Source organism: Agrobacterium sp. MCAB5 (assembly GCF_052114365.1).
GTDB lineage: Bacteria > Pseudomonadota > Alphaproteobacteria > Rhizobiales > Rhizobiaceae > Agrobacterium > Agrobacterium tumefaciens.
Map to the genome: position 1 here is coordinate 75561 of NZ_JBFREP010000006.1, position 20745 is coordinate 96305.

19 protein-coding genes and 1 pseudogene are annotated in these 20745 nt (G+C 58.8%); 11 read left to right on the forward strand and 9 right to left on the reverse strand.

Going from position 1 to position 20745, the window contains the following annotated elements:
- The first annotated feature begins 15 nt into the window (after nt 1-15).
- The 4 genes from AB4Z23_RS15330 to AB4Z23_RS15345 are packed head-to-tail and all read left to right on the forward strand — an operon-like array spanning nt 16 to nt 4257.
- A complete protein-coding gene (locus AB4Z23_RS15330) occupies nt 16-1185 on the forward strand; it encodes an SGNH/GDSL hydrolase family protein (protein WP_413373233.1) in 1170 nt (389 codons plus the stop codon).
- The gene (locus AB4Z23_RS15335; RefSeq protein ID WP_025596067.1) at nt 1182-2216 is read left to right on the forward strand and encodes a hydroxyacid dehydrogenase; all 1035 of its coding nucleotides are present in this window, start codon (nt 1182-1184) and stop codon (nt 2214-2216) included. Before AB4Z23_RS15330 ends, AB4Z23_RS15335 begins: the two co-directional genes overlap by 4 nt.
- Nucleotides 2213-3010: a sugar phosphate isomerase/epimerase family protein gene (locus AB4Z23_RS15340; RefSeq protein WP_025596066.1), complete on the forward strand. Its 798-nt coding sequence runs from the start codon at nt 2213-2215 to the stop codon at nt 3008-3010. Before AB4Z23_RS15335 ends, AB4Z23_RS15340 begins: the two co-directional genes overlap by 4 nt.
- Nucleotides 3010-4257 (forward strand): glucarate dehydratase family protein, encoded by a 1248-nt coding sequence (locus AB4Z23_RS15345; RefSeq protein WP_025596065.1) that lies wholly within the window; start codon nt 3010-3012, stop codon nt 4255-4257. Before AB4Z23_RS15340 ends, AB4Z23_RS15345 begins: the two co-directional genes overlap by 1 nt.
- Nucleotides 4258-4453: 196 nt before the next feature.
- Here the strand turns inward: AB4Z23_RS15345 and AB4Z23_RS15350 are convergent, their stop codons facing one another.
- The 3 genes from AB4Z23_RS15350 to AB4Z23_RS15360 all read right to left on the reverse strand — a co-directional run bounded on the left by AB4Z23_RS15350 (nt 4454) and on the right by AB4Z23_RS15360 (nt 6849).
- Entirely contained in the window at nt 4454-4753 is a 300-nt protein-coding gene (locus AB4Z23_RS15350; RefSeq protein WP_019566350.1) for a DUF982 domain-containing protein, read from the reverse strand.
- Between the two features lie 73 nt (nt 4754-4826).
- On the reverse strand, nt 4827-5303 hold the full coding sequence (locus AB4Z23_RS15355) for an Hsp20 family protein (protein ID WP_025596064.1): 477 nt from the start codon (nt 5301-5303) through the stop codon (nt 4827-4829).
- Between the two features lie 319 nt (nt 5304-5622).
- A complete protein-coding gene (locus AB4Z23_RS15360) occupies nt 5623-6849 on the reverse strand; it encodes a benzoate/H(+) symporter BenE family transporter (RefSeq protein WP_025596063.1) in 1227 nt (408 codons plus the stop codon).
- A gap of 115 nt (nt 6850-6964) precedes the next feature.
- Between AB4Z23_RS15360 and pdxR the strand changes: the two genes are divergently transcribed.
- The 7 genes and pseudogenes from pdxR (at nt 6965) to AB4Z23_RS15395 (ending at nt 14058) form a co-directional block, all read left to right on the forward strand.
- Complete coding sequence (gene pdxR, locus AB4Z23_RS15365) at nt 6965-8455, forward strand: MocR-like pyridoxine biosynthesis transcription factor PdxR (protein WP_025596062.1); 1491 nt, start codon at nt 6965-6967, stop codon at nt 8453-8455.
- Nucleotides 8456-8650: 195 nt separating this feature from the next.
- A pseudogene (locus AB4Z23_RS15370) lies at nt 8651-8755 on the forward strand (hypothetical protein); the annotation flags it as partial.
- Nucleotides 8756-8987: 232 nt separating this feature from the next.
- Nucleotides 8988-9137, forward strand: coding sequence for a hypothetical protein (locus AB4Z23_RS15375; protein WP_210248665.1), 150 nt, complete (start codon nt 8988-8990; stop codon nt 9135-9137).
- Between the two features lie 189 nt (nt 9138-9326).
- Nucleotides 9327-9569, forward strand: coding sequence for a hypothetical protein (locus tag AB4Z23_RS15380; protein ID WP_188352073.1), 243 nt, complete (start codon nt 9327-9329; stop codon nt 9567-9569).
- A gap of 783 nt (nt 9570-10352) precedes the next feature.
- A complete protein-coding gene (locus AB4Z23_RS15385) occupies nt 10353-11606 on the forward strand; it encodes a glycosyltransferase family 4 protein (protein WP_306623955.1) in 1254 nt (417 codons plus the stop codon).
- Entirely contained in the window at nt 11603-12886 is a 1284-nt protein-coding gene (locus AB4Z23_RS15390; protein ID WP_149916331.1) for a glycosyltransferase family 4 protein, read from the forward strand. Before AB4Z23_RS15385 ends, AB4Z23_RS15390 begins: the two co-directional genes overlap by 4 nt.
- Nucleotides 12883-14058 (forward strand): glycosyltransferase, encoded by a 1176-nt coding sequence (locus tag AB4Z23_RS15395; RefSeq protein WP_025596058.1) that lies wholly within the window; start codon nt 12883-12885, stop codon nt 14056-14058. Before AB4Z23_RS15390 ends, AB4Z23_RS15395 begins: the two co-directional genes overlap by 4 nt.
- On the opposite strand, the gene AB4Z23_RS15400 is transcribed toward AB4Z23_RS15395, so the two are convergent.
- From AB4Z23_RS15400 to AB4Z23_RS15425, 6 genes are all read right to left on the reverse strand, one after another.
- Nucleotides 14022-14630: an acetyltransferase gene (locus tag AB4Z23_RS15400; protein ID WP_025596057.1), complete on the reverse strand. Its 609-nt coding sequence runs from the start codon at nt 14628-14630 to the stop codon at nt 14022-14024. The two genes, AB4Z23_RS15395 and AB4Z23_RS15400, sit on opposite strands and share 37 nt — an antisense overlap.
- 3 nt (nt 14631-14633) lie before the next feature.
- Nucleotides 14634-15911, reverse strand: coding sequence for a hypothetical protein (locus AB4Z23_RS15405; protein WP_025596056.1), 1278 nt, complete (start codon nt 15909-15911; stop codon nt 14634-14636).
- Complete coding sequence (locus tag AB4Z23_RS15410; RefSeq protein ID WP_035202464.1) at nt 15908-16609, reverse strand: YdcF family protein; 702 nt, start codon at nt 16607-16609, stop codon at nt 15908-15910. Before AB4Z23_RS15410 ends, AB4Z23_RS15405 begins: the two co-directional genes overlap by 4 nt.
- Nucleotides 16610-16616: 7 nt before the next feature.
- Nucleotides 16617-17762: an MraY family glycosyltransferase gene (locus AB4Z23_RS15415; protein ID WP_025596054.1), complete on the reverse strand. Its 1146-nt coding sequence runs from the start codon at nt 17760-17762 to the stop codon at nt 16617-16619.
- 255 nt (nt 17763-18017) lie between these two features.
- The gene (locus AB4Z23_RS15420; protein ID WP_029658877.1) at nt 18018-19355 is read right to left on the reverse strand and encodes an apiosidase-like domain-containing protein; all 1338 of its coding nucleotides are present in this window, start codon (nt 19353-19355) and stop codon (nt 18018-18020) included.
- A complete protein-coding gene (locus AB4Z23_RS15425) occupies nt 19342-20541 on the reverse strand; it encodes a glycosyltransferase family 4 protein (protein ID WP_025596052.1) in 1200 nt (399 codons plus the stop codon). The genes AB4Z23_RS15420 and AB4Z23_RS15425 overlap by 14 nt, the downstream gene beginning before the upstream one ends.
- Nucleotides 20542-20745: the final 204 nt, after the last annotated feature.

A 20745-nucleotide genomic window follows, 5' to 3' on the forward strand; every position in this document is an offset into this window, starting at 1 on the left:
ATCCGGTAAAAAACCATGTCCGTATCGTTACCAAGGGCGAGCCGGATTGCCGTTCTCGGCACTTCGCTCGTCCAACAGAACCATATTGGCGACGCGTCCTCGCTGGCCACATCGGCCCGCGGCTGGATGAGTTGGGCCGAGGTATTGTCGCATGGCAGGCTTTGCTGCCCTGTCCACCATGATCCATCAGCACCAACAGGCTGGGAACCGAGCAATCGACCGGGTGTCAGCCGGTTCTTTTCCGGCCTCAATTTCGGAGTATCCGGCCAGAAGGCAATCGAGATCGAACGGCGGCTACCGCGACTGCTGCAATCGGATTTCGATCTGGTCATCGTCGATGCCGGCACCAACGACATGATGGTGGAAACACGCCAGACGATTGCCGATACACGGGCGCGGATCGTTTCGGCTCTGCTCGACGCAGGCAAAACCGTCATCCTGCTCCCGATCCTCGCCCGTGGCACCGGGAAATGGCCGGCAGGCGGTGCAGAGCGGGCAAAAGCGCACTGGATCAACCGGCAGAGCATCGAATTTGCCGCAGATAATGCCAATTGCCATTTCTTCGACTGGAACTCGGCATGGGTCGATCCCGAAAGTGAATTCGGCGAGCCTCACCCCGGCTATTCCGACGACGGCACCCATTTTGCGGTGACAGGCGCTTTTGCCGTAGGAAAGCTGCTTGCCACCTATCTGGAGGCGATTGTGCCGCGAGCGCCGGCCCGTATTCTGGCGACAGACGATCGTTTTGACCCGGTAAACAATCCAGCTGGCAATCTGGCCTCTGATTTTTCAGCCCTGACAGTCACGGAAACAGGTGAACAAAGCCACAGTCTCGGCGGGCGGCTTGTCCATCCGGGCACAGGCTTATGGGTGGAGGCCATATGCGATGTTGATGTGCCGGCGCATAGCGACGTACTCGGAGTATCGCTGCGTCTGAAAGATGCTGCAGCCGAAGGACAGGAGGCGGTAGCACTTGCGCCTTTCCGTGCCGAAGACGGCACATTTTTTCCTTTCCCCGCCACCCAATGGACAGGGGCGCTCAGAACTCCTCCCCTGAAACTCAGGCCAGGTGAAGCCCCTCCCGAAGTTTTTCTCGATGTGATCCTGCGTCCCGGTTCTCAACCGATCGAAATCGACGTCAACCGCATCGAGGTTCGACCTGTTTCAAGTCCGGTATGCCAATGAGACCATCTCAAGACAAACCACGGCTGTTGATCGCCATGCGGAACGAGCTTCCCGAAGGTTTCTTTGGTTCGCGCGAATGGGCACGTATGAATGCCGTAACCGACATCATACCGGGTTTCCCCTACACGGATTTCGACACGGAAGCGGGAGCAGAAGCGTTGGCCGAGGCGGACATTCTCCTCGCCGCCTGGGGCACGCCATCCCTGACACGCGAGCGCCTCGCCCGTGCGCCAAAGCTCAGGATGGTCGCTTATGCCGCGTCCTCGGTGCGCGCTGTTGCTCCCGCCGAATTCTGGGAAACATCCGATATTCTTATCACCACGGCGGCATCGGCCATGGCCGTGCCGGTTGCCGAGTTTACCTATGCGGCAATCATCATGTGCGGCAAGGATGTGTTTCGTCTGAGAGACGAGCATCGGGTAGAGCGCGGCACCGGCGGTTTTGGCAGCAGACGTGGCATGAGCCTGCCCTATCTCGGCAATCATTCCCGCAAAGTCGGCATCGTCGGCGCGTCACGGATTGGTCGGCTTGTCATGGAGATGCTCACGCGCGGAAAATTCGAGATCGCCGCCTACGACCCTTTTCTTTCGGTGGAAGACGCGGCCGCAATTGGTGCTACAAAAATGGAGCTCGACGAGCTTCTCGCCTGGTGCGATGTGGTCTCCCTGCACGCGCCGATCCTGCCTGAAACCCGCCACATGATTGGTGCCCGCGAACTGGCGCTGCTGGCGGATCATGCGATCTTCATCAACACGGCACGGGGCTGGCTGGTCGATCACGACGCATTGCTGGCCGAGGCACTTTCCGGGCGCCTGCGTATCCTGATCGATACACCGGAGCCGGAACCCTTGCCGACGGATAGCCCATTCTACGATTTGCCCAATGTCGTGCTTACCCCCCACATTGCCGGGGCGCTGGGAAATGAATTGCGGGCGCTTTCCGATCTCGCCATTACCGAGATCGAACGTTTCGTCGCGGGGCAAGCCGCGCTTCACCCGGTCCATAAACAGGATATGGAGCGTATGGCATGAGCGTTTTCGATTATTGTTTTTCAACGCTTGGCTGTTCCGAACTTAGCCTGCACGAAGCGGCCGATCTGGCACAGAGGCATGGCATCGGGCATGTGGAGTTGCGCATGCTCTCCGGTACGGTCGACCTCATCCCGGCACTCACTGCCGAATTTGCTACTCCTTCCAGATTTGCAGCCTTTCTGGCCGAAAGTGATCTCGAGGTTGCCGCCCTAAACACATCCATTCGGCTGTTCGGCAGCACCGATCTTTCCGCCATCGAGCCCTTTATAGACTGGGCGGAAGCAGCAAACATTTCCTATCTGCGCATCTTCGACGGTGGCAAACAGTTGGGACAGGATGAGATGACGCAGGCAGCGGGCCTGTTGGACAACTGGCAATCGCTGCGACTATCACGCGGTCTGAATGTCGACCTCATGATCGAAACACACGACGCGCTGGCTGATTTCGAGCAGCTTCTCGCCTTCATCGCGTGCGTGCCAGCATCGAAGCTCTTGTGGGACACTCACCACACCTGGGCCAAAGGCAGCGATCTCAAAATCCTTTGGCAACACATCGCACAAAATGTCGTCCATCTGCACGTCAAGGACAGCACCACGGACAGCGATGGCCGACGACGCTACGTATTGCCCGGCCATGGCGATTTCCCCATGGCGGAACTGCTTTCGCTTTTACAGTCGGATGAACGACATATCCCTCTCAGTCTGGAATGGGAACGCCACTGGCATCCCGAACTGTCCCCGCTGGACGATGCGCTAAGGGCTGCGCGCAGCTGGTGGCGACAAGGAGCTTTTTAATGCGCATAGCCGAAATTCACCTCACACCGGTCGCCATTCCCGACAGACCGCTACTGAACTGTAAAGGCGTGCATCAGCCGCATGCGTTGCGCACCGTCATCGAGGTCATATGTGACGACGGTACGGTCGGCCTTGGCGAAAGTTACGGAAGTATCAAGGCGCTGGATGGGTTGCGACGGGCGGCCCCTGCCCTGATCGGGCTCGACCCGTTTCATCTTCACGAGCTGAAATCTCGCGTCATCACCGCATTGCCCGGCAGTGGCGGCATCAATGCCAAATCGGCGGTGGCCGATCACAAGTTGACGGACGTGGTTGCCTCAGCCTTTGAAGTCCCCTGCCTCGACATTCAGGGCAAGCTTCTCGGGCGGCCGGTCTCGGATCTGCTTGGTGGCGCCATTCGTACCAGCGTTCCGTTTAGCGCCTACCTGTTTTTCAAATTCGCAGCCCATATAGGTGAAGCCCCGGATGAATGGGGAGAGGTTCTTACGCCTGATCAGATGGTTGGCGAAGCCCGCTGGATGGTCGACACATACGGTTTCCAGTCGCTGAAGCTCAAGGGTGGCGTGCTGCATCCGGATCTCGAGATCGAGACCATGCTGAAGCTTCGGGGAGCTTTTCCCAATCATCCGCTGCGGATCGACCCCAATGGCGGCTGGACTGTGGACACGGCCATCTACATCGCACGCAAGCTCGAGAATATCCTTGAATATCTCGAGGATCCGGTCATCGGTATGGATCAGATGGCACAAGTCGCAGCCGCTACGTCGATCCCGCTCGCCACGAACATGATCGTCCTCGAATTCGACCAGATCGCCGCGGCCTTCCGCAAAAATGCGGTGCAGATTGTGCTGTCAGATCACCATTATTGGGGTGGACTGCGCGCCTCGACCCATCTCGGAAAGATTTGCGAGACGTTGGGTCTTGGCGTCTCCATGCATTCCAACTCGCATCTCGGCATCACTCTGGCGGCAATGGTCCATGCTGCCGCCGCAACGCCGAACCTGAGCTTCGATTGCGACACGCATTACCCATGGACCGGTGTCGACGTGATTGAGGGCACGCCGTTCACGTTCCGTGGCGGCCGCCTCGATGTCCCCAATGGGCCGGGACTTGGCGTGACGCTCGATCGGCAAAAACTCACCGAACTTGCGGCACTTTACGAACAGACCTCGATGAAAGAACGCGATGATACAGCCTATATGAAGCTCTTCGACCCAGCCTATGAAAGACGTGTGCCACGCTGGTGACGAGAAGATGCAATGTTACACTCTCGTCAACCTCGAGGCAGCACACCTGTCCTCCTTACCTAGACCGTGACAGTCTTCGCGGTAATCGCTTTCGCAGGGGCGGCAAATCAGCTCGCTAGGCATTCTAGAGCCCGTGCACGATACCGCCCCCGCATAACGGACAACTAGCCGCTACACATTTATAACCGTGTCTATCTCAATTCACATGCGGATCTCTGTCGCGCAAAAGACGAGACGCGGCGATGACACCATCTTCCGGTGCAAGCAGATCGTGTCTTTCGGCAAAGGCCACGAACAAACCGCGGGCGGTCTCCGCTTCAATCTCGCCGCGCAACGCGGCAGCGCATGCCTTAAGCGCAATGGAATGTGCGCTATCTCGGTTTGTTGCGGGCCACTCGGAAAGATGTCGGTATGCCTCCAGCACGTTTCGAACCTCCGCTGGAAAGCCGAGACCGACAAGAATGAAAACAGGCTGTCTGAACATATCGGGTTTCATTGCTTTCTCCTTCCCATCCCGGATATTCGTGGGCGCCATCGCGACGGCGCCCCTGTTCATCCAACAATGTAAATCAAGCCGCCTTCTGTGCTTCGATCTGGCCCGGGGCATTTGTCGGCACCAGAACCGCATCGGTCTGGATGTCGATTTTCCGGGGCTTCAGGGCCTCCGGGATTTCGCGGACGAGATCGATCGAAAGGAGACCGTTTTTCAGTTCGGCGCCGCTCACTCTGACATGATCGGCGAGCTCGAACCGATGCTCGAACGGACGGGCCGCAATGCCGCGGTGCAGGTAGCCCTCCGCGGGTGTCTCCTGTCTCTTGCCTGTCACGGTCAGGAGATTGGACTGAAAAGTGATGTCGATCTCGTCCCGTGTAAAACCAGCCACCGCAATAGAAATCTGATAGCTGTCTTCGGCCGTCCTGATAATGTCATAGGGCGGCCAGTCACTGATCGAGCGGGTGCGCTGGGCGTTTTCGAGAAGATTGAAGACCCGGTCGAATCCGATGCTCGATCGGTACAACGGTGCATAGTCGTAAGATGTTGCCATAACCATATCCTCCTTGAAGCAACATGGGTACCAAAGCGCCAAAAGCGGCGCTTCCAGCACGGCCAGTCCTGTCATCAGCGACTGGCGGCTGACGATTTGGTTTTTCGTGTTTTCAAAATCAAGAGGCGAAGCGAACGAAATTTGCTTTCGCGCTTCTATTAAATGTGGCTCGTGTAAGATACGACCAAACTCTTCCAGCCACGCCAATAATTCTATGGGTTGTGAGCGGATAGGACAGCGGCGCTGTTGCCGACATGCCCATGCGCTACCCAACTTCGGATGGGGATGACTGATGTGGTCATCGAGGTAACTTGGGCCGTCACTTCGCCGTTGCCTCGCTCACGGTCAAATCGGCGCGGCGACGGCGCGGCAGCCGCCCATTCAGGACTAGGTGGGCGCCGAGACCGATCACCAGACCCCAGAATGCGCCGCCGATCCCAAGCAGCGTAATATTAGCGGCGGACGCCAGGAAGGTGATGAGCGCCGCTTCACGCGATGTCGGATCGGCCATTGCTCCGGCGAGGCTGCCGCCAATGGTGCCGAGCAGCGCCAGACCGGCGAGCGTCGTGATGAATGTCGCCGGGAAGGCCATGAAGACGGCGGCAAGCGTGACGCCGAACACCCCGACCAGCACGTAGAAGCTGCCCGCCGCAATACCCGCAATCCAGCGTTTGCGTGGGTCTTCATGCGCGTCCCTGCCGGTGGCAATTGCCGCCGTGATGGCCGCTATGTTGAAGGCATGGGAGCCGAACGGCGCCATGAGGAGGGAGCCGAGGCCCGTCACGGTGACAATAGGATTAGCACTCGTCTTGAAGCCGTCATTCCGCAACACCAGCATTCCCGGCATATATTGGCCGGTTAGCGTAATAAGGAACAGGGGCAAGGCGACGGACAGAAGCGCATTCAGCGAAAAGGCCGGCATAGTGAAGACGGGTGCGGCGAACTCCAGTTTCAATCCTGAAAGATCGACCCGGTCCTGCGTCAGCAGGAAGACCATCCCAAGAGCGAGGAGGCCAACCACGGCATAGCGCGCGGAGAAGCGCTTCAACACGACATAGGCAACTATCAGCATTCCAACCAGAAACGGATCAACGTTTGCACCGCCAAATGCACCGATACCGAATGGCAGCAAAATGCCCGCAAGCAGGCCAGAGGCGATGCCCGGCGGGATCAGCCGGATCACCTTCTCGAAATAGCCCGATAGCCCAAGCCCGACGAAGGCGGCGGCCGAGATCATGTAAGCGCCCACCGCCTCCGCATAGGGCGTTGTTGCCAATGCGGTGACAAGAAACGCCGCCGCTGGCGTGGACCAAGCGGTGATTATCGGTTCGCGAAATCTCCAGCTAAGGAATAGTCCCGTCAGCCCGACGCCTATTGAAACCGACCAGACCCAAGATGCCGCCAAATCCGCGCTAAGGTTGGCAACCTTTGCGGCCTGAAAGACAAGAATGAAGGTGCCGCCATAGTTGACGATAACCGAGATCAACCCTGCCACGACGGGATGGGTTAGATCGTTGAGACGGATGGCTGATGAACTGGAGAGCATGGTCGTAACGAAACTCCTGAAGGGTTTGGGACCGCGAAGGCAATGAATTGCCTTGACAACTAGCCTTCCAATGGCCTGACGTGCCCTTCCACTTTTCCAGAGAGGCTCAGACCATTTGTTCAAGCACTCCCAACTCGAATCCGTGAAGGCATTGCTTTCCCATCCCGCAAATGCGGCGATGCCGCTTTACGCACGGATTCAGCGGGCCATCCGGCAGTTGATCATCAATGGTGCGCTTGGGCCAGGCAGACCGCTGCCAGCTTCGCGTGCGCTCGCAACATCGCTGGGGGTGTCACGCGACACGATAGAAGCGGCTTACGCGCAGCTTCACGCCGAGGGCTTCATCGATCGCCGGGTCGGTAGTGGCAGTTTTGTGGCCGAAATCACGGAGTTCACACCCGGCCATCGGGTTTCCCAGCGGGACGCGCTCGCGCGCAGCCAAGCCCCGAACCTTAGCAAGCGCGGCAACGGCATGTTCCGAGGCGGTGGGGTCCGCGAGATGCTGATCCCGCGCCCCTTTGCGCACGGTGTGCCGGAAATTCGCACCTTTCCACTGCCGCTGTGGGAGAGACTGGAACGGCAGGTACGCAAGGAGGTTGGCACGCAGGTTCTGCATCACGGCGATCCGCAGGGTACCGAACCGCTGCGCCGCGCTATCGCCGACTACGTGAACCTTGAGCGCGGAGCTCGCGCCACCGCCGACCGCATACTGGTGCTAACCAGTTCGCAGCAGGCCATGTCACTCTGCGCCAATATGCTGCTTGATCCTGGTGATAGGATATTCATCGAAGACCCGGCTTACTATGGCGCGCGCAAAGCCTTCGATGCAGCGGGATTGGAGTGCGTTCCCATCAGAGTTGATCGACAGGGCCTCGTTGTAGAAAAGATAATGGCCGAACCGCGCAAGGCCAAAGCCATCTTCCTGACGCCTTCACATCAGTTCCCCACCGGCGCGACGCTGTCGCTGGATCGTCGGCTCGCCCTGATCGAATGGGCCGCCCGACATCGGGCATGGATCATCGAAGACGACTACGACAGCGAGTTTCACTATGCCGGCAAACCGACGGCCTGCGTGCAAGGCCTAGATCCGCACGACCGCACTATCTATATCGGCACGTTCACCAAATCGCTCTTTCCGGGCTTGCGGATCGGCTATGTCGTGTTGCCGCCGCAACTGGTGAAGCCTATGACCGTGGCACGCACGCTTCTGGACGGCCACACGGCCCCCATGGCGCAACTGACACTGGCGCGGTTCATTGAAGGCGGGCACTTCGGCGCATATGTTCGCACCATGCGCGGTATATACGCCAATCGACTCGACGTACTTGCGGGGCTGGTCAAAAAGCACCTGTCAGATTTTGTCGAACCGCACGTACCGATCGGCGGGCTGCAAATGCCCTGCCTGCTGATCGCCAATATGTCCGAGCGCGCCGCCATCGATGCGGCGCGACGCGTCGGTGTCGAACTTCTCGGATTGTCGGCGTTGCACGCCTCCGGCGAAGCCAGCAGCGGTTTCCTCATGGGGTTTGCCGCCTATACGCCGACCGAGATCGAGGCTGCGGTCAAGAAGCTATCGAATGCACTCCGGGTGCTATCAAGATCATAGATAGACCGTTTTCCTCCTGAACCGAGCGGTCTGCCCAACTCGCAGCAAGTGGAGGTAAATAGTAACTGCACCCATGAGCAGTATTTGTGAAACACTGCCGTGCGAGGGTCGGCCGGCGACCCACCTATCAGGACCTTTAAGGAGATCGGCAATGGCAATATCGGCCGCACCGCACGCATTCCAGAATTCTGAAAACGAAGGCGCAAACCCATCGAACCGATCCCCTCGGAGAAGTTCATGAGTCAGGCCGTGCTCGATGCCGAGGGATCGGTGCTCACCAACAAATATGTCGAGGGCTATCTGACCGCGACGCTGACTGCCATCGTCAATAGTCATCCTCAGAGGCAGATTGGTGCACTCCTGCCGTGGAATTACCGAGGGTGATGTATACCTGAGGGCTTCTGACTGCCGTAGGCTATAGCTGGCTGTGAAGTATGGCAGCTTCGCGCGTTGGGACAGATAAATACTCATGCGCAATTTGACTTCAATCGCCATCGTCCCACCCTCAACCTGGCTCGTTGGGAAAAGCACAATGATGATAGGCTTTCGCATAGTTTTGGCGATTTCTGCAATCTTCACGGCAGGGCAGGCTATTCCGGCGGTGCCCTTCCTGAATGCCACATGTCCGGGCAATATCGATGTCCACGCCGATGCCGGTGGTCCGGTTTACTTGAATGGCTAGGAAACAAAACTCAAAGTCGTCAATGAAAACTTCTATGAAGCGACAAAAGGCGACGTAACGCTGTCCATCAGCATCAATCCTGACGGCACCCCTTCAATTTCATATGAGAAGAAGGGCGGTGGAAATGGTATCTGCGCAGTGAGGAGTGGCTCGGCCGCCGGGGCCGTCAATAAGCCATCTGCGATGCCAATGGGCACCGGTGCAGTTATTAGGCCGGGCAACCGTCCGGCGTATTGTCAGGGCGAAGTGTCGGGATTGTACGGCGCCAAGCCCAGTTACATCAAAACCGCGAAACCCAAAAAGACCGGATCGGGAACGACTATCGACGGTACGGTGGACAAAGGTAACGAAGGCATCAAGAAGTTCCAATGCCTATTTGACGGCAAAGGACGCTTCATCAATGTTATGGCAATGACGACCGATGGTGAGTGAGTGAAAGCAGACCGCGTGTTTGCTTGATGTGGCTTTAGAGATGCAGTCGAAAGGACTGTCATGAGCGACACTGCATTGTGACTTTACCTATTTTCCGTTGCGCTCCTGTTGTTGGCTGGCTCAGCGGCAGCTACCACTGGCAGGGGATGCCTGGCGGTCGCAAATGTCGCCTTGGACGACGTGTTGAACCTTCGGAGTAGGCCATCGGCGTCTGCCCGGATCGTTGACATCCTCCAGCCGCAACGCCATGGAATCCTGCATCTCGACGGCCAATCCGAGCCGTCGTCCGTTGCGTGGGGCAGCCATTGGTGTCCAGTCACCCATTACGACGGTGACCGGACGATCCACGGCTGGCTCAATGCAGGCTATGTCCGCGACAGCGAGTGCCACTGATAGCTGCAGAGCCCACGTTGGCTGAACGAAAGTCAGTCAAGGACGGTTGTAGCGGTGTTATCAGGACACCGCTTTCGATTGGCACTAGAAAATTGGCTACTTCTTCAACAAGCTGACCTAAGTAGACGCCGGTTGTTTCTCACGGCCGGCGTCCGATCCGCTTCGACCGCCCTGCCATTTATTGGCTGGGGCATTTTTATGGAGTCGCTAACCCATAAGGGCGTCATCTGCGTTTCAGCTACCAAAAGGATAGTACGGCGCCAACTTCGGAGTATTGGACACTCCGTATCGTGAGCCCCCTAGTCCTTACGACCAGCTTGCCGCCTGTTTTCACGTCGCCAAGAATGCTCCTTCAGACGGGACGCATGGCGGGGGAAAAAAAGCGTGAGGATGATCTTCCTGAACAGATACGGTTTCCCCGACCAGTCGGCGACAAGCCGGATGATATCGTCGATCGCATTTTCGCTGGCGCAACGCGGCATGAACGTGACCGTCGTTGCAAGTCGCGAGATACACAATCATCCCGGCAGCGTGTTGCCGGCAACCGAGACCGTTCGGGGTGTCGAGATCAAAAGGCTCGCAAGCGGCCGCTTCGGTCGGCACAGCCTTGTGCGCCGCAGCATTGATTACCTTCTTTTTCAGGTGCTGGCATTCGTCTGGCTTCTGCGCAATGTCGGGGCAACGGATATGGTGGTTGTCTGCACCGATCCTCCACTCCTCTCCGTGACAAGCGGCATCGCGATCCGCCTCAAGGGCGCGTGCATGGTGAACTGGATCATGGATCTTTTTCCGGAGACCGCGATAGAGCTCGGTTTTTTCAGGAAGCGCGCAAGATGGCTTGCGGCATGGCTGACGCTCGCGCGCAACTGGTCGCTGCGGTCGCCCGCAATGGTGGTTTGCCCAACCGACAAGATGGCGGAATTCCTTTTCAAACAAGGCCTGACAGAGGATCGCATCAGCGTCCTGCATCACTGGTCGGATGGCGAGGAAATCTATCCCGTCTCCCCCAGGGACAACAGCCTGCGCAAGGCGTGGGGACTGCAGGATAAGTTCGTCGTCGGTTATTCGGGAAACTTCGGGCGGGCGCATGAGTTCGGCACCATGCTGGCAGCGGCGAAACGTCTCGAGCACCGGCCGGATATCCGCTTCCTGCTCATTGGTGGTGGACACCAGCATGCGGGCGTCATGGCCGCCGTTCAGGGTCTCGGTCTTCAGAACATCATCTTCAAACCGCTGCAACCGGTTGAGAACCTTGCCGAAAGCCTGAGCGTTGCTGACGTGCATCTGGTCTCGCTGCTGCCGGAACTGGAGCATTGCATCATTCCAAGCAAATTTTATGGCATTCTGGCAGCCGGCCGGCCGACGATCTTCGTCGGCGATCCCGATGGGGAGGTGCCGCGCGTTCTCAAAGCCAAGGGATGCGGCAGCAGCGTCGAAATCAGCGAGACCGATAAGCTCGCCGCCATCATCGAAAACCTCTGTGACGACCCGGAGACCCTGAAAGCGATGGGGGATGCGGCAAGGCGGCTGCTTTGTGCCGAATATTCCCGAGAGAAGGCGGCGGACGCATGGGCGGCGCTGATTGCCGGGTTGCAGACTGTCGAGCCTTACAGCCCCCCTATCGCTCAAGGTATCGCGCCATGAAAGACAAAGTCGTCGTCAGCCAACTCGGCGCCCGCATGCATTATGCCGTGCCAAGAATATTCGCATCCGCTGGCCGCCTTGCACATTTTTACACGGATATATGCGCGACGAAAGGCTGGCCCCGCATCGTCAATTCGCTGCCGGCCACCCTTTATCCCGCCCCTGTCAAACGCCTGGCCGGCCGGCTGCCCAAAGGCGTGCCGTCAGCGCTGACGACGGTGTTTTCCAGCTTTGGCCTCCGTTCCGTGCTGCGCCACATGCGCACGAAGGATGTTGTCGAGGAAACCTCGCATGCGATCTGGGCCGGGTCGATTTTTTCCGAAATGGTCGCCCGGCGCGGCTTCCATGGGGCCGCCGGGCTTTACGCCTTCAGCGGCGACGCACTCGAACAGATGCAGGCCGCAAAGCAGCAGGGGCTGTGGACCGCAGTCGAGCAGATGATCGCGCCGCGCGATGTCGTCGAAATGCTTCTCAATCAGGAAATGAAGCGGTTTCCCGCATGGGCAGGTCCCGTGCAGGACAACCCGCATGCGCGTCTCTTCGCCGACCGGGAAAAAGCCGAGTGGCGCCTTGCCGATGTCATCGTCTGCCCGTCGGAATTCGTCCGCAAGAACGTCGTCGCCTGCGGTGGGCCGGAAGACCGGTGTGTCGTCGTTCCCTATGGGGTCAATGCGGCGGCTGCCATCGACAGACCGGCACGCATGCCGGGGCCGATCAGGGTTTTGACCGTGGGCGAAGTCGGGCTGCGCAAGGGCTCGCCCTATGTCGTGGAAGCCGCCCGACTAATGGAAGGTTCAGCCCGTTTCCGCATGGCGGGCCGCGTTCGCTTAGGCGAAGACGTCAAGCAGCAGATTTCGCAATGGGTCGAGCTGCGGGGGATCGTGCCGCGCTCGCAGATCGCCGAGGAATTTCGGTGGGCGGATGTCTTCCTGCTGCCGTCGCTCTGCGAGGGTTCCGCGACCGCCGTCTATGAAGCGCTGGCAGCGGGCCTGCCCGTCATAACGACCGAAAACACCGGCAGCGTCGTTCGCGATGGCGTCGAAGGTTTCATCGTTCCCGTCTGCGATCCCGAGGCTATAGCGACTGCGGTGCGCGCGCTCGCCGACAATCCCGAACTGCGGCAGAGCATGTCCGCCAACGCCCTGTCGCGCGCGGCCGAACATACCGTGGAATCCTATGGCAAGCGGCTTCTTGCGGCCCTGTCCGGCCCGCATCTGTCGCGCTCGCCAACTCTTTGCATGACGGACGATGCGCGGTACCTGGGGAACTACGAGATATGAAGATCATCCACGTCATCGCTTCGATTGATCCCAAACATGGCGGCTTGCAGGCCGTTGCCATGCGCCTTGCCGCCGCACAGACCGAACTGGGTCTGGATGTGAATATCGTCAGCTATGGCGACGCCGCCATCGAGGCGCAGGTCAAGGAAATCGGCAGCAGCATACCGCATTTCGAGAATATCCGCTGGCATCTCCTGCCGCCCCCCGGCAGGCTGGAGACGCTGTTCTGCTTTAAAGGTCGGCGGGTGCTGAACGACGTGCTGAAAGATGCATCCTTCATGCATATTCACGGGGTATGGGAGCCTTTTTTGCTCTACGCTTCCAAGCTCGCCCGCGCCGCTGGCGTGCCTTACTGCGTTTGCCCGGCCGGCATGCTGGATCACTGGAGCCTTGGGCAGCGATCGTGGAAAAAGAAGATCGCCCTCATGCTCTGCTATCGCAAGATGCTGAACGAGGCCGCCTTCCTGCATCTTTTGAACGTCGATGAGGTGGCAGCCGTCGAGACGCTGAATTTTCAGGCGCGAAATCTGATCATACCGAACGGGGTTTTTGCCGAGGAATTCGATCCCCTCCCAGCCCGAGGAAATTTCAAGCACAAAATCGCTCTGGCGCACGGCCGGCGTTACATTCTATTCCTGTCACGCCTGCACATCAAAAAGGGTATCGACATCCTTGCCTCGGCCTTTTCGGCTATATGTGACACCTACGTCGACGTTGATCTCGTCGTCGCAGGCCCGCCTGGTGGAGCAGAGGGCCACTTTATGCACCTGGTGAAAAAACTTAACATCCGGCACCGCGTCTTTATGGTCGGAGCGATCTACGGCGAAGCGAAGCTCGAAGCCATGGTCGATGCCGACTGTTTCTGCCTGCCAAGCCGACAGGAGGGTTTCAGCATGGCGATCACCGAAGCGCTTGCCTGCGGCACGCCCGTGGTGATCACCGACCAGTGTCATTTTCCCGAAGTTGGTGTCGTTGATGCCGGGCTGATCGTCTCGGTGGACGCGGCCGAGGTTGCCAAGGCACTGGCAAACATTTTGAGCAATCCGGCCAGGGCGAGGACGATGGGCGAAAACGGTCGCCGGCTTGTGCTGGAGCGATTCACTTGGCCCGCCATCGCCAATGCGACGCTCGAGGGTTATCGGCTGAGTGCGCAGGAAGCCGCCGCTTCCTGACGACGGGAGCCGACGGGCCTCGCCGGATTGCCGACATAGATCGTCCACGGCTCCAGAGACTTGGCCGTGACGGCGCGTGCCCCGAGCACTGCCCCCCGGCCGATGACGACACCGGGACCGACGAAGGCTTCCGCAGCCACCCATGCATCTTCCTCGATCACCACCGGCCGCGTTACGAGGGGAAACGCGCTGTCCTGAACGTCATGCGACCCGGTGCACAGATGCGCGCGCTGCGAGACGGAGGCATATGGGCCGATGGTGATGGTGTCGACATTGTAGCAGATCACGCCGGGTCCGAGAGATGCATGACGCTCCATGACGAGGTGGCCGGGCCACCACACGATTGCCTTGGAATGCACCATTGCGGTGTCATGCAGGCGCGCGCCGAAACTGCGCAGCAGAAAATTGCGCCAGCGGCGCATCGGCGGCGGCGTCCAGCCGGCAAGAAGCCGCCAGACGATCATCCAGATCAACCGTTTCAGCCGGAAATGCAGTGCAAAGGTCGGACCTCCGAAACGCGGCAGGGGTGTCGTTGCATGCTGAAAGCCAGGATCGTCGTATCGTGAGCGCATCGCCTACCCTCCCACTTGAGACTTCAAAGATGGTATCTCGTATCGCCGCTGCTGCACGCGCGCGGGTATGACCGCAAATGCCAGCGCCGGTGCTGCAAACATCAGCATATGCACCCAGACCATGAGAACCCAGTCGGTCTGGTGCGATATGGCGTGCATAGACGGTATGATCGACAGCAGATAGGTGAATTGCGCCGAAAACTCGCCCGTATTCGCGGTCACCCAGATCCGGCGCACCAGATAGGCGAGCAGGAAAAATTTGAACGCTCCCAGATACCAGAAGGACCCGAACGCATCCGCCATTCCGGTCTCCGTCGTGCCGAGGACGGGATTGTAGTCGCGCGATTGCACCGGCACCGGCAGCATAAAGGATTGCTTGACCTCCACGCCGACGAGTTGTGCGGGCACGAAGTTGAACACCAGCCGGTTCCAATGGAACTTGCCATAGTCGAATTGCAGTGTGTTTGCGGTGTTGTCGATCCGCATGATCGCATTGCGCATCTCGTCGCCGCCGTCGCGGAACACTTTTTCAAGATTGCCGATGAAATCGATCTTCTTGATATCATCCCAGACGGGTGCATCGTTGGCCTTGGTAATGGCGCGGTAATCGCCCATGCTGTTCATCGACAATGTGCCGAGGAAAAGGGCAAGGATGACGAAGATGCGCGGTATCGCCCACTCCTTGTAAAACCACCATGCCAGCGCAAACATCATGATGAGTTCCACCGCTTCGGCGCGCTTTCCGGTGATCACGATGCGATCCAGGTAAAAGACGAGGTCGAACGCAAGCACGATGAGCGCCAGCCAGGAAAACCGCCGCGCAAGGCAAAGCACGGCAATGGCCAGCCCATAGCTCAACAGCCGTGAGAAGAAGATGTACATGACCGGAACACCGGTCATCTGCACCGCAATGGTCAACTCTCCCGGCAGACGGCTAAGCTTGAAATAGAAATAGGCACCGGCAAGCGACAGAACGGCCGCGACGATCAGCAGACGTGTTTCATCGAAATCGATACGGAAGAATGCAAAGGGTGTTGCCGTTCTTTTCCATCCCCACCAGCACATGAAAAGGCACAGCATCATGAACACTGCGGCTCGGGTGAACGCGCCTTCCGGCAGGAAGTTTTCAGACGAGAGGCCAGGAACCTGCGGCAAGATAAAGCTGAACGTGATGACGCCGGTCAGAAACGGGAACTCGTAAATTCGCTCCCGGCGCATCATTCCCCAGAAGAGGAGCAGGACGACACCAGCGAAGAGGCAAAAGACCAGAAGCGTGTTCATGATGAAGCAAGCCCCGCCTGAACCGGCGGCATATCCCGCACGAAACTGCTTCTGATGTCGTAAAACAGCGCCTTGGCGTACTCCTTGAACACCTGCACCCCGTCAGCGTCGAAGGCAACTCGCCACAGCGACACGGTTCTTTGCGCCGGAAGGGAAATCCACTGGATTTGCGGCATGACAAACCGGAAGCGCTTGACCGCACGCCGTGAGTGAAACCAGCTGGTGACCAGAATGGCGCGTTTTGCTCCCATTTCCGTCAGTATCGGCTGTGCGAATGTCGCGTTTTCCCAGGTGCTGAGCGAAAGACATTCCGTCGAGATGGCAGCGACATCCACTCCTGACCGCACCAGCATGTCGCGGATGAAGTCGCAGTCCCCGTAGCCGGTCACCAGAACCAGCGGCGCCTTTCCCTCGTGCCATAGTTTTGCGGCCTGAAGAGCGCGAGGCGGACCGTCACCGCCGAGCACGACGATGACATCGGCTTGCGCCGGCGGATCTTCCACGACGAGAAGCGATCCCGCTGAAACGAGCGCGAGTGCGTAAAGCCCGATTGCACCCAAGATGATGACACCGAGGACAATCGACTTCCGTTTCAACAGCCAGCTGGTTTTCACGCCGCGATAAACGCGCGAACGCCGGGGCCGTCCATTCGCAAAGGGCTTGGGGGGAATGCGCGGTCCGGGCCACGGCGGCTTCATGATGCAATCACTCTTCGTTCGGCGATTGTATTGCTCTTGGCTCCGACACTGCGTTGGCAACCACAGGCAGGCGAACGACCTCGCGATAGAGATCGAAATTGCCCCTGTGAAGCAGCGTTTTCGAGACATAACCCGTTGCGGCAAGGACGAAGGCGGTGTGGAGGGCAATCGGCACGAGAAGGCCGGCGGCCATCACCTCCGCCGGGATACCCGCTTTTATCCCGGCAAAACCAATGCCTCCGCACAGGAAGGAAATGACGATTAGCGTGTTGGTTGCCGCAGCCGGCGTGAAACCATAGTCCAGCAGCAGATGATGGAAGTGCCAGCGATCCGCCGACATGGGACTGCGACCGTGCATGATGCGCCGGACAATCAAGCTAAGCGTATCGGTGATCGGCAGGATGACGATCCACAGCAGTGCCGGAAAGGATACCGAAACGCTTGTGGTTGCAAGCAGGACGATGACATAGGCAATCGTCGCGCCGAGCGCGGTGCTGCCGGCATCGCCGAGGAAGATGCTCGCCCGTGCCCGCCATGGACCGCGCATGTTGAAGACCAGAAAGGCGCAGAGGCATACCGAAAGCGCCTCAAGCGGCGGGATGATATCACCGACATTCGCGAAGACCGCCACGATCATCAACCAGATCAACGCAACGCCAGCCGTGCCGCCGGCAAGCCCGTCCACGCCATCGAGCATGTTCCAGGAATTTACGAGCCCGGTCACGAAGAGAACGCCGATGAAGAAAAACAGCGGCAGGAACAACTCCGAATGCGACGTGAACAGCACACCCACCGAAAGAGAGCCGATATCGGCGCCGCCCACCAGCGCAATCGCCATGGCCAGCTGCATGACAAGGCGTCCCGCTGCGGGCAACGGCCGGCGGTCATCAACGACGCCCATCAGCAGGATCACCGCCAGCCCAAGCCAGAAGTTGATGCCGAGCACCCCGCTCCACCCGCCAACGAAGGCGGAAACAGCAAAAGCCGCAAAGATTGAAATGCCGCCGCAGAGCGGAACCGCGCCGGTGTGGCGCTTGCGGATTGAATCGGGACGATCCACCAGCTGGAACGCTATGGTCAGGCGCCTGAGAACGACAATGAAGGATACGCACAGAACGAAAGTGGCGATGGTGTTGAAAAGTATCCCCGACATGTCTGACCCCTAGCAGTGACCCTGGCGGCGCATTTGCAACGATACTCGCCTCCCGACGATCCTAAAAAACAGCGGCCATGAGGGGTATGCGGGCAAAAGGCATGTGAAATCCACCAAAGGGAGAGGGTGTCGGTATTCACGTCTACCCCGCTTACTCCCGAACCGGATCGACCATCGAAAGAGCTAGGGCCGGGACCTTGACGGCGGGCGGCGACGCATGAACGACGCTTGTCCCGAGTCATGTCTCAGCAGCAATCATTCCTGTGCGGAGAGAACGGCGATCCAATCCTGAAAGCTTGAAGCATTCGCCGATGCCGGTACGGTCAGGTTGCGAAGGCCGCCGCGGCCGAGATGCTCGACCGGCTCGAGGTAAAGTCCATTCGAGGGATCGTACCAGCGAAGGGTTTTTTCACCGGCCGCCAGACGGTCGAGATCGATTGTAACCGAAGGCGTGTCGAGATAGATCAACGCGAAAGCGCCATCCTTGTCACGCGCCGCGAATGCCCCCGCATCGGTTTTCAGCATGGACCCCAGATCGGGCACGAGTTTCCACCATTCCAGTTGCCTGAAAAGCGCGGCCAGATGTGTGATGCTTTGAGCGCCCCGGCTGTTCAGCGAAGCCTGCCAGCTGTCCTTCGCCTCATAAAGCCCGGCGGCGGAAAAATGCCAGACCGGATTGTTGCCGAAAAACTGACCGCTCGCGCCCGAAAGCAGCGCGCCATAGGCATTGAGACGCACCTGACGCTCCTTGACATCGTGCTCGCCCTCATAGACGCCTTCGATGAGGAAAAACGGCCGTTGCGGTCCGGATCGATATCGATCCAGCACCGTCGCTGCGACATTGCCGTAAGTATAAACCGTATCGATAGCGAGCCAGGATGCATCCCGCCAGAAATCGTTCGTCAAGGTATCGGGATTGCCATGCACGGTCTGCAATGCCCTGGGATCGGTGTCCGCGATCCCCATTGCGACCGCCGTGACCAAATTACGATTGGGCGGATCGTAATCGCCGCCCTGCACCCAGACGATGTTCGGGTATTTCGCAAAACGTTGTCCGACATAACGTCCATAGGCCCGCAGCTTCTCCGGCCCGGCCGCAACCATGTCCTGATACCATCCTTCGGGACCACCGCGTGCGCCACTATAGGCGGGGCAGAGAAGCACCAGCAGATTGCGACTGGCGGCGGCCTTGATGATTGCTTCCGCCCTGTCGAAATAGGCATCGTTCGGCCGACCAAAGGCATCGCCGGCAAAAGGTTTCTCGTCGTAGAAGTTTGCCGGCGCCTTGCGGGAGAATTGATGCTCGATCAACGATACCAGCACGGCGTTGAAGCCCTGCCGTTTTCGGGTTTCCAGATAAAATTCCGCATCTGGGAGAGAGGCATCGCCAATCAGCGACCACGCACTGTCCCCGACGATCAGGAATGGCAGACCCTTGCTGTCCTCGAGGTGGCGACTGTCCTGCGATATCCGCAGCGGAAAGGCGGTATCCTGTGCGATACAGGTCGAAAACATGCATAACAAGAGAAGGAAGATGCCGGACAGATAGCCAGGTCGCCCGCCCTTGCCGATCATCGCTTCAGAGCCGTTCACGAACGACGCGAAGCCAGTTTTTCAATGGCAATGGCAAATAGGTTCGAAAGCCCGGCCTCAGCCCGGCGGGAATGGACCAGTCCTCCATCCTCAGCACCGCTGACAGGCCCGGACGGTTGTTGAGCGTCGCGGCGATGACCTCATAATAGCGCGCGGCCATCCGTTCGATGCTGAAGCGGTTCAGCACCATATCCTTTCCTGCAATCGACATCCGCTCGAGAAGATCGCGGTCGGCATGCAGGCGTTGGATGGCGTTGGCCGCTGCGGTATAATTGCCAATCGGAAACAGGAAGCCGTTTCGGCCAGTCTCGACAATCGTGTCCGTCACGCCGCGAATATGAGACACGACAGGGACGCAACCGCCGGCCATGGCCTCGATCATCGTCATGCCAAGCCCCTCGAAGCGGGACGGCATGATGAGAACATCGTGACTGGCCATGATGACCGGTATGTCGGAAAGCTGCACGGAGCCTGTGTAACTGACGCGACCGGCGTGGCCGGCCAGTCGGCGCTTCAGTTTTTCCATGTCCGGCCCATCGCCGACGACCGTCAGGCGCACCGCCTCGGGCGAGGCGTCCAGTATTTCCCGCAGCCACATCACGCCTTTCGATGCATCTTCAATCCGCCCGACGAAAAGAACCTTGAGCTCCGGCCCTCGGTTGACGCGCCGGACCGCCTGGCTGCGAAACGCATCGCTATCCACCGCATTCGGGATTGCGTAGGTGCGATCCTTGGAAAAGCCGTTGCGCGCAACCAGATCGGACCGACACCGCTCCGATACGCCAATCGTCAAATGGGCGTAGTCCCGCACCGAGCGGGCAGCGGCATATGTTCCGGGCGAGATATTATGGACGACGAGAATACGCAGGATGTCTTCCGGCAGGTAGCGGGCAATATTGGTCTGCAACTGATCGCCGAGAACGTTGACGATCACACCGTCGAAGCCGCCGTCGGCGATGGCGGCCGCCATTTGCACTGCGCATTCGCGGTCGCTGAGATTGACCGGCATGCGCAGGATTTGACCGAATTCCTTTTCGCCCTGCAGATCGAGAGGCAGCCCGTATGTTTCCTTGCACACGCCCAGCCATCGCACGTCGATGCCATAGACGGCGAGGCCCTTGCGCAGATGTTTGAAGACGGAATAGGTGCCGCCGATGTGGGGAAGGACAAAATAGGCAAGCTTCATGAGACACTCTCGCTCTTGCACCCACAACCACACCGCAACTGATAGACGGCGGATGGTTCGAGTGGCGGCTAACGCGACATACTAAAATGCCAGGGGACGACGGGCAGTTGCATCTTAGGCTTAGCTGTATCTTCCTTTGAAAGGTTTGCCTCAGTCAGCCTAGTCGTTTGGCGTAAGTCGCACCCCTAAGGTCGGTGTGGGGTC